Genomic DNA, 14,904 nt, shown 5'->3' with positions numbered 1-14,904 from the left:
GACTGCTTTAGACACTCACTCGGTTCTCCGGTAAAACCTCTCCGCCTGGCGCTGCTGTTTTACCGGTGAAGTACATCACGGTAACCGGTAGCGCGCGCTTCGTCGTTCGCTCCTGCTGCTGAAAAAAAGAATAAGGATCTGCGTTGGCAGAGGCTTTTTGGCGCACCCGCCATTCGCCCGGCCGATGACGATCCCCGTTTACCCGCTGCCGTGAGGCACCGGGCGACGAGGTGCGAACCATGAAACTGAAAAAACTCCCCCGTCAGCTGCTGGGCCTGTTCGCCCGCGGCCTCCCGCGCCGTTTGGTGCGCCGCGACAGCCTGCTGGACAGCGTCGGCGGCGCTGCGCGCGACATGCCGGCCGGCCTGGCGCAGCAGCGGCTGGAATGCGCCGCCGCAGAAACGATGCAACTCTTTGAGCGTTTTCACAGCCATCCGGAAGGCATCACCGCCCATGAGGCGGAACAGGTGCGCCAGCGCTGCGGCGAGAACGTCATCGACGATCAGCAGAAAGAGGCCTGGTGGCAACACCTCTGGCACTGCTACCGCAACCCGTTCAACCTGCTGCTGACCGCGCTCGGCATGATCTCTTACGCCACCGAGGATCTGACCGGCGCCTTGGTGATCGCGCTGATGGTGCTGATCTCCACGCTGCTGAATTTCATCCAGGAGGCGCGATCCAACCGGGCGGCCGACGCGCTGAAGGCCATGGTGAGCAACACCGCCACGGTGATCCGCAGCGATGCGCTCACCGGCAAGAGTGAGCACGTGGAGCTGCCGATCGCGCAGCTGGTGCCGGGCGACATCATCAAGCTGGCGGCCGGCGACATGATCCCGGCGGATCTGCGCGTGCTGTCGGCTAAGGATCTGTTCATCAGCCAGGCGGCGCTGACCGGCGAATCGCTGCCGGTGGAAAAATCCGCCGCGCCGCAATTGTCGGCGGCCGATCCGCTCGACTGCCCGAACCTGTGCTTCATGGGCACCAACGTGGTCAGCGGTACCGCGCTGGCGATGGTGATCGGCACCGGCGGCGGCACCTATTTCGGCCAGCTGGCGCAGCGCGTCACCAGCCAGGATGAGCAGCCGAACGCCTTCCAGAGCGGCATCAGCAAGGTCAGCTGGCTGCTGATCCGTTTTATGCTGGTGATGACGCCGATCGTGCTGCTGATCAACGGCTACACCAAGGGCGACTGGTGGGAGGCGGCGCTGTTCGCGCTGTCGGTGGCGGTCGGGCTGACGCCGGAGATGCTGCCGATGATCGTCACCTCGACGCTGGCCAAAGGGGCGGTGAAGCTGTCGCGCCAGAAGGTGATCGTCAAACGGCTGGACGCCATCCAGAACTTCGGCGCGATGGACATTCTGTGCACCGACAAGACCGGCACTCTGACCCAGGACAAGATCGTGCTGGAGCGCCATACCGACGTGTTCGGCGCCAGCAGCGAGCGGGTGCTGCGCTACGCCTGGCTGAACAGCTTCTACCAGACCGGGCTGAAAAACCTGCTCGACGTGGCGGTGCTGAGCTGCGCGGAGCAAAATCAGCAGCCGCAGGCGCTGCAAAACTACCGCAAGGTGGATGAGATCCCGTTCGACTTCGTGCGCCGCCGCATGTCGGTGGTGGTGGCCAAAGACAACGAGTATCACGAGCTGGTGTGCAAGGGCGCGCTGGAAGAGATGCTGGCGATTTGCAGCCACGTGCGCCACGAAGACGAGGTGATCCCGCTGAGCGAGGCGCTGCTGGCGAGGATCCGCCGCATCACCGACGATCTCAACCAGCAGGGGCTGCGGGTGGTGGCGGTGGCCAACAAGATCCTGCCGGCGCAAACCCATGAATACGGCGTGGCGGACGAGTCGGATCTGATCCTCGAAGGCTACGTCGCCTTCCTCGATCCACCGAAGGAAAGCACCGCGCCGGCGCTGGCGGCGCTGAAACAGAACGGCGTCACGGTGAAGATCCTCACCGGCGACAACGAGCTGGTGGCCGCCAAAGTGTGCCGGGACGTCGGGCTCGAGGCCGATCATCTGCTGCGCGGCAGCGAGATCGAGCAGATGGACGACGAGCAGCTGGCGCAGGCGGCGGCGCGCACCACGGTGTTCGCCAAGCTGACGCCGCTGCACAAGGAGCGCATCGTCAAACTGCTGCGCCGCCAGGGGCACGTGGTGGGCTTTATGGGCGACGGCATCAATGACGCGCCGGCGCTGCGCGCGGCCGATATCGGCATCTCCGTCGATTCGGCGGTGGACATCGCCAAGGAAGCGGCGGACATCATCCTGCTGGAAAAAAGCCTGATGGTGCTGGAGCAGGGGGTGATCGAAGGGCGCCGCACCTTCGCCAACATGCTGAAATACATCAAGATGACCGCCAGCTCCAACTTCGGCAACGTGTTCAGCGTGCTGATCGCCAGCGCCTTCCTGCCGTTTTTGCCGATGCTGCCGCTGCACCTGTTGATTCAGAACCTGATGTACGACATCTCGCAGATCGCCATCCCGTTCGATAATGTCGACGACGATCAGATCACCCAGCCGCAGCGCTGGAACTCTGCCGATTTGGGGCGGTTTATGGTGTTCTTTGGGCCGATCAGTTCGATCTTCGACGTGCTGACCTTCAGCCTGATGTGGTGGGTATTCAAGGCCAACACGCCGGAAATGCAGACGCTGTTCCAGTCCGGCTGGTTCGTGGAAGGGCTGCTGTCTCAGACGCTGATCGTGCACATGATCCGCACGCGCAAAATTCCGTTTATCCAGAGCCGCCCGTCCTGGCCGCTGTGCATCATGACGCTGGCGGTGATCGCCACCGGCATCGGCCTGGTGTTCTCGCCGCTGGCTGGCTTCCTGCAGCTGCAGGCGCTGCCGCTCGGTTACTTCCCGTGGCTGGTGCTGATCCTCGCCGGTTACATGGTGCTGACCCAGTGCGTGAAAGGCTGGTTCGTGCGCCGCTACGGCTGGCAATAACCCGTTCGCCCCCTCCGGCCGGGAGGGGGCAACTGTGATCCCGTCCGCTTTTTCACCGCAACGGTTGGACATCTGTTCTGTGCTAAGTCTTTATCTACAGCGTTGGCTGTTTTCCCCTGCGCCTTTCAAACCAACGCGTTGTTGTTTATCGTCTAGCGGTGGTTTGAAATTCATTGGGGATATTTTGTTTTTTTCCTCTGAGGAATTTCCGATGCACAGACCTTTCCGTTATACGCTACTGGCTTCATCGTTATGGTTTTCTTGCGGCGCGCTGGCGCAGCCGGCGGGTGATTTGCCGCTGATGCCCTGGCCGCAGCAGGTGGAAGTGACGCAACCGGCGGGCAAACTGATTTTGGATCACCGGCTGTCGTTAAGCCTCCAGGGCGATGATTTGGGCGACGCGCTGCCGCGCTGGCGCCAGCGCATCGAGTTGCAGACCGGCTGGACGCTGGCGCCGAGGGAAGAAGCAAACGGCGCGGCGATCAAGGTGGTGATCAAGGATCGGGTGGCGGCGCAGCCGCTGCCGGGCAGCGATGAGAGTTACCGGCTGGCGGTCACGCCGCAGGGCGCCACGCTGACCGCCAACACCCGCTTTGGCGCGCTGCGCGGCATGGAGACCCTGCTGCAACTGCTGCAGACCGATGGGCAAAACACTTTCCTGCCATTGGTGGATATTCGCGACGTGCCGCGTTTTCCGTGGCGCGGCGTGCTGCTGGATTCGGCGCGCCATTTCCTGCCGCTGCCGGACATTTTGCGCCAGCTTGACGGCATGGCGGCGGCCAAGCTCAACGTGTTGCACTGGCACCTGAGCGACGATCAGGGCTGGCGCTTCGCCTCCGAGCATTACCCCAAATTGCAGCAGCAGGCCAGCGACGGCCAGTTCTACACCCGCGAGCAGATGCAGCAGGTGGTGGCTTACGCCACGGCGCGCGGCATTCGCGTGGTGCCGGAGATCGACATGCCGGGGCACGCCTCCAGCATCGCGGTGGCCTATCCCGACCTGATGAGCGCGCCGGGGCCGTATCGCATGGAGCGCGAGTGGGGCGTGCATAAGCCGACGCTCGATCCGACCCGCGACGAGGTGTATCAGTTTGTCGATACGATCGTTGGCGAGCTGGCGGCGATCTTCCCCGATCCTTATCTGCACATCGGCGGCGACGAAGTGGACGCCAGCCAGTGGCGGGCGTCGCCGTCGATTCAGGCGTTTATGCAGCAGAACGGGCTGGCGGATACCCATGCGCTGCAGGCCTACTTCAACCAGAAGCTGGAAAAGGTTCTCGAGAAGCACCAGCGGCAGATGGTCGGCTGGGACGAGATCTATCATCCGTCGCTGCCGCGTTCGATCGTCATTCAGTCCTGGCAGGGGCAAGACTCGCTGGGCGCCAGCGCGCAGGATGGCTATCAGGGCATTCTCTCCACCGGTTTCTATCTCGATCAGCCGCAAAGCATCGCCTATCACTACCGCAATGAAATTCTGCCGCAGACGCTGGGGGTCGAAACGGCGGTGCAACCCGGCGAGCAGGCGCAAAGCTGGCGTTTCAGCATGCCGCGCCTGAAGGGCAGCGCGGTGGAGGGCAGTTTCACGCTGATCGAGGGCAAGCAGGGCTGGCGCGGCTTTATCGATTTCAACGGCAAATCGCGCCGCGCGGTGCACGATATCGTCTGGCGCACGCCGCAGCAGGTGACGTTCCGCGTCGATACCTGGATGGGCGACACGCGGCCGGTGTTTACGCTGCAACAGGACAAGCTCAGCGGCTATACGTTGGTCGGCAACGTGCGTTACCCCACCCAGGGCGAGAAACTGGCGGCGGCGCCGGCGGGCAAGATGCCGGTGGTGCCGGATGAGAAGGGGCAGGCCAAGATCCTCGGCGGGGAAGCGGCGCTGTGGGCGGAAAACGTGCGCGCGCCGCTGATCGATCTCAAGCTGTGGCCGCGCGCCTTTGCGGTGGCGGAGCGGCTGTGGTCGGCGCAGGACGTCATCGACGAAAGCAACATGTACCGGCGGCTGGCGGCGATCGACGCCTGGTCGGTGGTGTCGGTCGGCCTGCAGCAGCACGCGGAAACGGCGCGCGAATTCACCCGGCTGAGCAACAGCGTGCAGATCATGCCGCTGCAGATCCTGGCCGAGGCGGTGGAACCGGCGCAGTATTACACCCGCCAGCACCTGAAGTTCCAGGCCGGCAACTATCATCAGTTCGAACCGCTGAACCGCTTTGCCGATGCGCTGCCGCCGGAGAGCGAGGCGGTGCACGCCATGCATGCGCAGGTCGCGGCTCTGCTGAAGGATAAGCGCGATAAGGCGACGGCGCAGGCGCTGCGCGAACGGTTGCAGCGCTGGCAGGCGAACGGCGCGGCGCTGCAGACGGCGATCGCGGGCAACCGCACGCTGCGGGAGCTGGCGCCGGTGGCGCAGGACGTCGATGCCCTGGCCGCATTGGGGTTAACGCTGCTGGAGCGCTATCAGCAGGATAAACCGCTGAGCCGAGCAGAGGCAGAACAAGCGCAGCGCCGGCTGGATGCGGCGGCGCAGACGCGCGACGAAGTGGTGATTGCGGCGGTGTACCCGCTGGAGGCGTTGCTGCGGGGGTTACAAACGGCTCCGTAAGGAGAGGTGGCGAATAAACTGCGGGGCGTATTCCATATCTCGACATTGCGATGTGGTTGAAAGAGCAGAAACGACGGGCTGGTTGTAAAATCCAGCCCGATTTGTTCATTCAATACGGTTTACGCATTCAAAGGATTGATAATGCCGCAGGTTTTTAATGTCCGATTGATTGGAGAACGCGCACTGGCTGCAACCAATGACCTCTTTGCTGAGGCCGGGTATGGCGTCCGGGTGCAAATGATGAAGGCTGAAGATTTTGAGTGGTGCGTTGCGTTGGCTCGCCAACAACCTGAAGAGCGCCGTATTCCCTGGGCGTTGAATGGCGCCGCGTTGGACGATCCTGACGGTTTTACGTTTAGTTTTAAGATACAGGGCATCGATGACCGGCCGGCAGGCGCCTGTATCTGCCGATTTTGTCCGGCGGCTGGCGAGCAACTGGCGATGTTAAATATTGAGATGCTGCAAAACTTTCGGATTAGAGACTCGAGCCTTGATGGCAATACGCTGCGTTTTGCGCTCTATGTCGCCGTGCTCTTTATGGTGGATACGGCATGCGCAGGTTTGCGTTTAATATCGCCGATTAATACGGAGTTGGCTGATTATTATATAAATTATCATCAATTTGTTGACCTCACCGGGGGGCTCAAACAGATACTTTATCGAGATGCTGAGGCGCTTTTCCTGTGGTTCCAGGAAGGTTTTTTGCCGCCGGCCTCATAATTGAAGGTGGATGAAATTTGCGCAATAATGACGAAATGCCGGTGGGGTCACAGGAGGTTCGCATGGTGATAAAGTCAACAAAACGTCAGGTAACACAACCTGCCTCTTATGAGCTGAAGGTGTATAAATTCGGCATGGAAGGTGTAGATGCAGTGAACACCTATACATCTGAACAGATTGACCGCATAACGCCTCGCGGCAAACCGATTACGGCTTCGCGAGAAGAGGTTATCGCCGTTTTAAAACAGGCGGTAAAACAGGTTAACGCTTCATCCTCTCCAGCAGCGGAAACTCTGGGTTGTGTCCGTCGGCGCCCAGCATTCAAGTAATGTAAAAACGGCCAGTCTGCACTGGCCGTGATGCGCGTGACCGTCGATTAACGACGCACGGCGATGGCTTCGATTTCGATCTTCACGTCTTTCGGCAGACGCGCCACTTCCACGCAGGAACGGGCCGGGAACGGCGCGCTGTGCTCGGTGAAGAAGGCTTCGTACGCGGCGTTGACGGTGGCGAAGTCGTTCAGGTCTTTCACGAACACGGTGGTTTTCACGATGTCGGCAACGATCAGGCCGGCGGCTTCGACGATCGCTTTGACGTTTTCCAGCGACTGGCGCGCCTGAGCGGCGACGTCGTCGGCGACGGCGCCGGTTTTCGGATCGACCGGGATCTGGCCGGAAGTGATGATCATGCTGCCCAGATCAACGCCCTGCACGTAAGGACCAATGGCTGCCGGGGCGAGTTCAGTGCTGATGTTACGTGACATGTTTTCTCCTGATAAACCCGTTGTCTTTCACGCCGCCGCGCGGTCGGCCGCAGCGTAAAATTCGGTGGGTAGCAACGTGGGTAGAGTGATTTTCAGAGGACCCATTATAGGGCGTCACCGGGAGAATAACAGCGCCATCTCCCGGCGCCCATGCCGGGATTAGTCCGCCTGCAGCACCACCTGATGCTCGAACTCTTTTTCGCAGTAGCGGCACTTCAGGTGTACTTCACCGTCGCGCGATTTGACGCTGAAGCTCGACGCCACCGGCTCGCTGCGGCTGATGCAGTTGCCGTTCGGGCAGGTCAGCACGCCGTCGATGTGGTCCGGCAGGCTGAGGGTCAGCTTGCGCACCACTTCATAGTTGTCGATGCGGTTTACCGTGGCCTTCGGCGCGTACATCGCCAACTGGTTGGCCTGCTGCTCGGTCAGGAAGGTGTTCTCGATCTTGATCAGATCCTTGCGGCCCAGCTCGTTGGAGGGCAGGTTCAGGCCGATGGTGATGCGCTGGTCGGTGGCGGTCAGCTTGAACAGCGTCAGCAGTTTGAAACCAATCTGCGCCGGAATGTGGTCGATCACCGTGCCGCATTTGATCGCTTCAACCTGCAGTTTATTGTCGTGAGTCATGGCGGTTCCCCCTTAAAGAGCCAAATCTGCGTTGAGCACCAGCGCCAGCAGCGCCTGACGGGCGAAGATGCCGTTGCCCGCCTGCTGGAAGTAGTAAGCGTGCGGCGTTTTATCCACGTCGGTGGCGATCTCGTCGATGCGCGGCAGCGGGTGCAGCACCTTGAGGTTGGCGCGCGCGCCGGCCAGATCCGCGGCGCGCAGCACGAACTGCGCCTTCACGTTGGCGTACTCGGACGGATCGAGGCGCTCTTTCTGCACCCGGGTCATGTAGAGAATATCCAGCTCCGGCACCACTTCTTCAATGCTGCCGTGCAGGCTGTACTCGATGCCTTTCTCTTCCAGCATTTTCAGGATGTAGGCCGGCATCGCCAGCGCGTCCGGGGCGATGAAGTAGAAGCGGTTGCCTTCGAATTTGGCCAGCGCCTGGGTGAGCGAGTGCACGGTGCGGCCGTACTTCAGGTCGCCGACCATGGCGATGCTGAGGTTGTTCAGGCGGCCCTGGGTTTCCTGGATGGTGAACAGATCCAGCAGGGTCTGGGTCGGGTGCTGGTTGGCGCCGTCGCCGGCGTTGAGCACCGGCACGTTGCCGGAGAACTCCGAGGCCATGCGCGCCGCGCCTTCCTGCGGATGGCGCATCACGATGGCGTCCACGTAGGTGCTGATCACCGAGATGGTGTCGGCCAGGGTTTCGCCTTTTTTGCCGAGCGAGGTGTTGCTGCCGTCGGCGAAACCGACCACCGAGGCGCCGAGGCGGTGCATCGAGGTTTCGAACGACAGGCGGGTACGGGTCGAGGCTTCAAAGAAGCAGCTGGCGATCACCTTGTGTTTCAACAGTTCCGGCTGCGGGTTGGCTTTCAGACCGGCGGCGGTGCGCAGCACCAGCTCCAGATCCTCGCGGCTGAGATCGTTAATAGAGATGATGTGTTTGTGATACAGCGGGTTGGCCATTTTTCACTCCTCCTCGACGCGTGCCCGTGGCGCGGGACTTTTTAAGGCAAAAAAAAGCCCCTCAATGAGGGGCTTGAAACGATCGGTTTAGCAACAGGAGAAACAACGGCAGCTGGCCGCCGATAGGCAGTCGGTTTTGTCGATTGCGGCTAACAAAACAAACGTCGTTTTTCATGCTTTCTCCTGGCAAATTGTGGCGCATTATACTCGCGCTTTTCGCCACTGCAAGCGTTAAAACGCCGTTTTTTGCCGCCCCGCAATCGATTGGCCGGCGATGGCCGCCTGCGGGCTATTTGCTGACGCGATCGTAGTAGACCATGTCGGCGTTCAGCCCCTGCTGGTAGCCTTTGACGTTGTCGCGCAGCACCACTTCGGTTTTGGCCTGATCGATAAACACGTACGGCGAACTGCGCTGCAGCTCCTGCTGCATGGCGGTGTACAGCTCGCGGCGCTTGGCCGGATCGGCTTCGGCCAGTGCCGCCAGCGTCTGCTTATTCAACTGCGGGATCTGCCAGCCGTTCAGCCCGGCCACCGTGCTGCTCTTGCCGTCGTTGTAGGCAAAGGCGCTGGCGTTGGAGTGGGCGTCGAAATAATCCGGGATCCACAGGCGGATTGCCGCCTGATGCTGCCTGGCGCGCACGCGGGAGTAAACCTGGCTGCCCGCGGCCGGCAGCAGCTCGACCTTCACGCCGGCGGCGGCGAAGCTGCCCTGCAGCGCCTGCGCGATGGTGATGAACGGCGGTTTGTTCTCTACGTCCAGCGTAAAGGCGGCGTGGGTGATGCCCGCCTTGGCCAGAATGGCTTTCGCCTTGGCCGGATCGTAGCGGAACGGGTTGGTCTCCAGCGCGCCCGGCAGCCCGACCGGCAGGAAGCTCTGATGCACGAAGTATTGGCCCTTCAGCAGATCCTGGGTGATGCCCTGATAATCCACCAGATAGCGCGCTGCCTCCCAGAAGGCCGGGTTGTTCAGCAGCGGATTGGCGCCGTTGCCGGTGTTGAATACCAGGTAGTTTTGCTCGGCGGACGGGATCTCCAGCACCTTAACCCCCGGCTGGTTCTTCAGCGTGTCGGTCTGGTCGGCGCCCAGTTCGCGGGCGATATCGGCGTCGCCCTGCTGGACCAGCAGGCGGCGGGTGGCCGGATCCGGCACGTTCTTGATGATGATGTTTTTCAGCTGCGGCTTGTCGCCCGGCGTCGTGAGGTTGGCGTCCAGCACGATCGCCTGATGCGGCTGATAGACGCGCATCTTGAACGGGCCGCTGCCGGCGGAGTGCATTTTCAGCCAGGCGTTGCCGAAGTCGCCGTCTTTAACGTTGGCCAGCGCCGCTTTGCTGTCGACGATCGAGGCGATCGGCGTCGAGAGGATATTCAGCGCCACCGCCGGGCTGACGTCCGCCGTCCAGCGCAGCTGCACGGTATGGTCGTTGATCTTCTTCAGCTGCGCGTCGATGTTGTCCGGCTGCCAGCCGAGCACGTTGAGGATGAACGCCGGCGACTTGTTCATTTTCACCGCGCGGCTGTAGGAGAAGATCACGTCGTCGGCGGTCAGCGGGTTGCCGGAGGCGAACGCCGCCTGCGGCCGTAGTTTTACCGTCAGCGTTTTGGCCGCCGCATCGCTCTGCCAGCTTTCTGCCAGCACCGGTGCCACCTTGGCCGGATCGTCGCGATCCGCCTGTATCAAGCGCTGGTACAGGCTGGGCACCGTCTGGATGCTGGAGAGTTCGTTGGCTTCCGCCGGATCGAGGCTGACGATGTCATCCAGCGATTGCACCACCACCAGCGTATTCGGCGGCGTGGCGGCTAACGCGGCGGCGGGCAGGGCGGCGAGCAGGAACAGCGGCAAGAGTTTGGTTTTCATCGGTGTGTATCCCCTGAAGGCGCCGCAAGGCGGCGCTGAGAACGGTTTGTTATCGTTGGTTTTTACGGCGCGGGCGCCGTCGGCCTGTCACGGTAGAACCTTTGTCCGCGGCGGGCAAAGGCCAATGCGCTATTTGATATTCCAGGAATATATTAGCCGCCCTGGCCGGGGGCGCCAGGGCGGAGGGAGAGGCGTGTCAGAGCGTTGCGCTCAGCGTGGCGACCAGCACCGCCTTGATGGTATGCAGCCGGTTTTCCGCCTGATCGAACACCACGCTGTGCGCCGACTCGAACACCTCGTCGGTCACTTCCATGCCGCCGTGCAGATCGTACTGCTGCGCCATCTGCTTGCCGAGCGTGGTTTGATCGTCGTGGAACGCCGGCAGGCAGTGCAGGAACTTCACGTTCGGGTTGCCGGTCAGTTTCAGCATCGCCATGTTGACCTGATACGGCCGCAGCAGCGCGATACGCTCCTGCCAGGTCTCTTTCGGTTCGCCCATCGACACCCACACGTCGGTGTAGAGGAAATCGGCGTCTTGCACCCCTTCGGCGATGTCTTCGGTCAGGGTGAGTTTCGCGCCGGTTTGCTGCGCCAGCGCCTGGCATTCGGCCACCAGCTCCGGCTGTGGCCAACAGGCCTTCGGCGCCACCAGCCGCAGATCCATGCCCGCCAGCGCGGCGGCTTCCAGCAGCGTGTTGCCCATGTTGTTGCGCGCGTCGCCGACGTACGCCAGCTTCACTTCGTTCAGCGCCTTGCCCGGCAGGTGTTCCTGCACGGTGAGCAGATCCGCCAGCAATTGGGTAGGGTGGAACTCGTCGGTCAGGCCGTTCCACACCGGCACGCCGGCGTGCTGCGCCAGGGTTTCCACCAGCGCCTGGCCGTAGCCGCGGTACTGAATACCGTCGTACAGGCGGCCCAGCACCCGGGCGGTGTCTTTCATCGACTCTTTATGGCCGATCTGGCTGCCGCTCGGGCCGAGGTACGTGACCTGCGCGCCCTGATCGAATGCGGCAACTTCGAAAGAGCATCGCGTGCGGGTTGAGTCTTTTTCGAAGATGAGCGCAATGTTTTTGCCCTGCAGCCGGCGCTGTTCCTGCCCCTGCTTCTTGGCCTGCTTCAGATCGGCCGAAAGCTGCAGCAGCGCCTGCAGCTCGGCGGGGGTGAAATCCATTAACCTCAGAAAGTGACGTTGGTAGAACGTATTGCCGGTGCTCATAGTCCGATTCCCCGATTGCTCAATTGAATTAAAATTCACTTTATATGTATGAATATTCAATTTCAACCCCGGCGAGGAAATCTTTCACGTTTATCGTGGAAGCAATGTCGGCGGTGTGTGAAAATAGAAGGAATGAAGGCCATTTGACTTGAGGATATAGGCATGGCAAACCGCGAATTGCTGGAAGAACAACGTGAAGAGACCCGCCTGATCATCGAAGAGCTGCTGGAAGACGGCAGCGATCCGGACGCGCTCTACACCATCGAGCACCATCTGTCCGCCGAGAAATTTGAGGTTCTGGAGCAGGCCGCCGTTGAAGCCTTCAAGCTGGGCTACGAAGTGACCGACGCCGAAGAGCTGGAAGTGGAAGACGGTTCGCTGGTGATGTGCTGCGACGTGATCAGCGAAGTCGGCCTGAACGCCGAGCTGATCGACGCCCAGGTAGAACAGCTGGTGGCGCTGGCGGAGCGCTGCGGCGTCAACTACGACGGCTGGGGCACCTACTTTGAAGATCCGAACGGTGAAGACGGTGAGGATGACGAAGACGGCGACTACATCGACGAAGACGACGACGGCAAACGCCACTAATTCCTTTCCGATTAATGCCTGTGGGCCGGCTCTCGCCGGCCCCTGATATCCCCGTCGTCTTTCAAGCTGCAGCGTTGTTGGCTGCACTCTCTCACCCCAGTCACTTACCTGAGTAAGCTCCTGGGGATGAGTGAGCTGGCCGCCTAGCTGCAACTTGAAATACATAGGGCAATGACGCCATGACATACCAATCCCTGCTAGCCCCGATTTTAAGCTTCCTGCACTGTGAAACTCCCGACGCCTGGATCGACGCCGCGCGCCGTCCGGAAAACCTGCAGCTGTTGCTGACCGACCACCTGGTGTGCGAGCTGAAAGCCGCGCAGACCGGCATGTGGCTGATCCGCCGCTACGTGGCGGACAAAGAGAGCGGCGACGCGCTGTTGGCGCTGCTGCGGCCCTACGAGGCGTTTCTGCACGAAGCGCAGGGCGCGCCCGATACATTGTTCCGTCAGGGTCAGTTCACCCGCAAGATCCTGCCGAAAAACGGCTCGGCCTACGGCCAGGATCTGGCGGATCGCATGGTGCTGCTGATCAAGGAAGAACTGCATCACTTCTCGCAGGTGCTGGAGATCATGCAGGCGCGCGGGATCCCGTATCGTAAGATCACCGCCAGCCGCTATGCCAAGGGTATGATCCGCGAGATCCGCACCCACGATCCGGCGACGCTGATCGACAAACTGATCTGCGGCGCCTACATCGAAGCGCGATCCTGCGAGCGCTTCGCCAAACTGGCGCCGCACCTGGACGATGAGCTGAACCGCTTTTACGTCTCGCTGCTGCGATCCGAAGCGCGCCACTATCAGGACTACCTGACATTGGCCGAGCAGATCGCCGGCGGCGACATCAGCGAACGGGTGGCGCATTTTGGCCGCCTCGAAGCTGAACTGATCCTGTCGCCGGACAGCGAGCTGCGTTTCCACAGCGGCGTGCCCGCCGCCGCCTGACGTTGAGGCGCGTCCTTACTGCGGCGCGCCCAGCAACAAATCCACCGCCTTTTCCGCCAGCATAATGGTCGGCGCATTGGTATTGCCGCTGGTGAGCTGCGGCATCACTGAGCAGTCGATCACCCGCAGCCGTTCAAAACCGTGCACCCGCAGCTGCGGATCGGTCACCGCGTCCTGCGGCGACGGCCCCATGCGGCAGCTGCCCACCGGGTGATACACCGTCTTGCAGAAGTTGCGCACGAAGGCTTCCAGCTGAGCTTCGTCGCGCGTCCACTCCGGCTGCGGCATCAGCAGATCTTTGATCAGCGGCTTCAGCGCCGCGGTTTGCAGGAAGCCCAGGCCGAACTTCACCGCGCGCACGCTGCCGGCCAGATCGTCCGGGTGGCCGAGGTAGTTGGCGTGCAGCTTGACCGGATCGCGCGGGTTGCTGCTGCGCAACAGCACTTCGCCGCGCGCCTTCGGCTGCAGGTAGCCGACCTTGAGCGTGAAGCCGTGAATGTTCGGCAGCGGTTCGCCGGGCACGTCGTCCCAGCTGTCCAGCAGCGGCAGAAAGTGGATCTGCACGTCCGGCCGGCCGTCGCCCTGGCTGTCGGTGAAGGCGGCGCCTTCCAGCACGTTGGACGAGAGCACCCCGCTGCGAAACGCCAGCCACTGCGCGCCGTGGCTCAGCGCCTGCAGGCCGCGATCGGCGCCGAACAGGCTGATCGGCTCGCGGGTGCTGACGTTGATCGACATGTGCAGATGGTCGTGGAAGTTTTTGCCCACCGGCAGATCCGCCCGCACCTCGATGCCCAGCTGCTGCAGGTGGTCGCGCGGGCCGATGCCGGACAGCATCAGCAGCTTCGGCGAACCGACCGCGCCGGCGCTGACGATCACCTCTTTGGTGGCGCGCGCGGTCACTTCCGCGCCGCCGTTCTGGCTGTAAACCACGCCGGTGGCGACGTTGCCCTCGAAGGTCAGCCGGTGCGCCAGGGCGTTCAGTTTCACCACCAGCCGCCGTTCGTCGCGCACCGCCTTCAGATAGGTGCGGGCGGTGCTGGCGCGCTCGCCGTTGCGGGTGGTGGTTTGGTAGAAACCGACGCCGTGCTGGCTATCGCCGTTGAAGTCGTTGCGATAGGGCAGGTTCAACTCCTGGCCGGCGCGGATAAACGCCATGCTCAGCGGGTGGCGGTAGCGGTTTTCGCTGACCGGCAGCAGCCCGTCGGCGCCGTGGTAGTCGTCGGACAGGCTTTCGTTGGCCTCGGCGCGTTTGAAGTAGGGCAGCACCTCCCGGTAGCTCCAGCCGGCGCAGCCATAGCGCTCGGCCCAGTCGTCGTAATCTTGCGGCTGGCCGCGCAGGTAGATCATGCCGTTGACCGAACTGCTGCCGCCCAGCACCTTGCCCTGCGCGATCTGCATGCGGCGGTTATTGGCGTGCGGTTCCGGTTCCGTTTCGTAGGGCCAGCTCTTTTTGGCGATGATCTTGGCCACGCCGGCCGGCATTTTGATAAACAGGTTATTGTCGTCGCCGCCGGCTTCCAGCAGCAGCACCCGCGCCTGGGTGCGGCGGATCAGCTGCGCCGCCAGCACGCAGCCGGCGGAACCGGCGCCGACGATAATGTAATCAAAGGTGTTTTCCGACATGACAGCTCTCCGTGCGCGATTGGGATACTGGCAGAGTAGCGCGGGGGAGCAAGCGGTCAATTTACGA

General features: G+C 62.0%; 12 protein-coding genes. 6 read left to right on the top strand and 6 right to left on the bottom strand.

Translation table 11 applies throughout. From position 1 onward, the window contains the following. The first annotated feature begins 239 nt into the window (after positions 1–239). The 4 genes from mgtA to HWW83_RS12780 all read left to right on the top strand — a co-directional run bounded on the left by mgtA (position 240) and on the right by HWW83_RS12780 (position 6,602). The gene (mgtA, locus tag HWW83_RS12795) at positions 240–2,948 is read left to right on the top strand and encodes a magnesium-translocating P-type ATPase (RefSeq protein WP_176589351.1); all 2,709 of its coding nucleotides are present in this window, start codon (positions 240–242) and stop codon (positions 2,946–2,948) included. A 211-nt stretch (positions 2,949–3,159) separates the two neighbouring features. Beyond that, positions 3,160–5,553: a beta-N-acetylhexosaminidase gene (locus HWW83_RS12790; RefSeq protein ID WP_176589350.1), complete on the top strand. Its 2,394-nt coding sequence runs from the start codon at positions 3,160–3,162 to the stop codon at positions 5,551–5,553. Between the two features lie 141 nt (positions 5,554–5,694). Further along, entirely contained in the window at positions 5,695–6,273 is a 579-nt protein-coding gene (locus tag HWW83_RS12785) for a hypothetical protein (RefSeq protein ID WP_033651448.1), read from the top strand. Positions 6,274–6,335: 62 nt separating this feature from the next. Next, complete coding sequence (locus HWW83_RS12780; RefSeq protein WP_046688125.1) at positions 6,336–6,602, top strand: hypothetical protein; 267 nt, start codon at positions 6,336–6,338, stop codon at positions 6,600–6,602. A 47-nt stretch (positions 6,603–6,649) separates the two neighbouring features. On the opposite strand, the gene ridA is transcribed toward HWW83_RS12780, so the two are convergent. The 5 genes from ridA to argF form a co-directional block, all read right to left on the bottom strand. Next, on the bottom strand, positions 6,650–7,036 hold the full coding sequence (gene ridA / locus HWW83_RS12775; RefSeq protein WP_004933379.1) for a 2-iminobutanoate/2-iminopropanoate deaminase: 387 nt from the start codon (positions 7,034–7,036) through the stop codon (positions 6,650–6,652). A 159-nt stretch (positions 7,037–7,195) separates the two neighbouring features. After that, on the bottom strand, positions 7,196–7,660 hold the full coding sequence (gene pyrI, locus HWW83_RS12770) for an aspartate carbamoyltransferase regulatory subunit (RefSeq protein ID WP_033641690.1): 465 nt from the start codon (positions 7,658–7,660) through the stop codon (positions 7,196–7,198). 12 nt (positions 7,661–7,672) lie between these two features. Continuing rightward, positions 7,673–8,608 (bottom strand): aspartate carbamoyltransferase, encoded by a 936-nt coding sequence (gene pyrB, locus HWW83_RS12765; RefSeq protein ID WP_033641691.1) that lies wholly within the window; start codon positions 8,606–8,608, stop codon positions 7,673–7,675. Between the two features lie 289 nt (positions 8,609–8,897). Then, on the bottom strand, positions 8,898–10,466 hold the full coding sequence (locus HWW83_RS12760; RefSeq protein ID WP_176589349.1) for an ABC transporter substrate-binding protein: 1,569 nt from the start codon (positions 10,464–10,466) through the stop codon (positions 8,898–8,900). A gap of 196 nt (positions 10,467–10,662) precedes the next feature. Beyond that, positions 10,663–11,682 (bottom strand): ornithine carbamoyltransferase, encoded by a 1,020-nt coding sequence (argF, locus tag HWW83_RS12755; protein ID WP_176589348.1) that lies wholly within the window; start codon positions 11,680–11,682, stop codon positions 10,663–10,665. 162 nt (positions 11,683–11,844) lie between these two features. Between argF and rraB the strand changes: the two genes are divergently transcribed. Continuing rightward, a complete protein-coding gene (gene rraB / locus HWW83_RS12750; protein ID WP_004933365.1) occupies positions 11,845–12,270 on the top strand; it encodes a ribonuclease E inhibitor RraB in 426 nt (141 codons plus the stop codon). A gap of 179 nt (positions 12,271–12,449) precedes the next feature. Beyond that, entirely contained in the window at positions 12,450–13,214 is a 765-nt protein-coding gene (miaE, locus tag HWW83_RS12745) for a tRNA isopentenyl-2-thiomethyl-A-37 hydroxylase MiaE (protein ID WP_015376459.1), read from the top strand. 15 nt (positions 13,215–13,229) lie between these two features. Here the strand turns inward: miaE and HWW83_RS12740 are convergent, their stop codons facing one another. Continuing rightward, complete coding sequence (locus tag HWW83_RS12740; protein WP_169539863.1) at positions 13,230–14,837, bottom strand: GMC family oxidoreductase; 1,608 nt, start codon at positions 14,835–14,837, stop codon at positions 13,230–13,232. Positions 14,838–14,904: the final 67 nt, after the last annotated feature.

This window comes from Serratia ureilytica, from assembly GCF_013375155.1.
Taxonomy (GTDB): domain Bacteria; phylum Pseudomonadota; class Gammaproteobacteria; order Enterobacterales; family Enterobacteriaceae; genus Serratia; species Serratia ureilytica.
The sequence above is the reverse complement of the archived record's forward strand: the minus strand, read 5'-3'. Positions and strand labels throughout refer to the sequence as shown.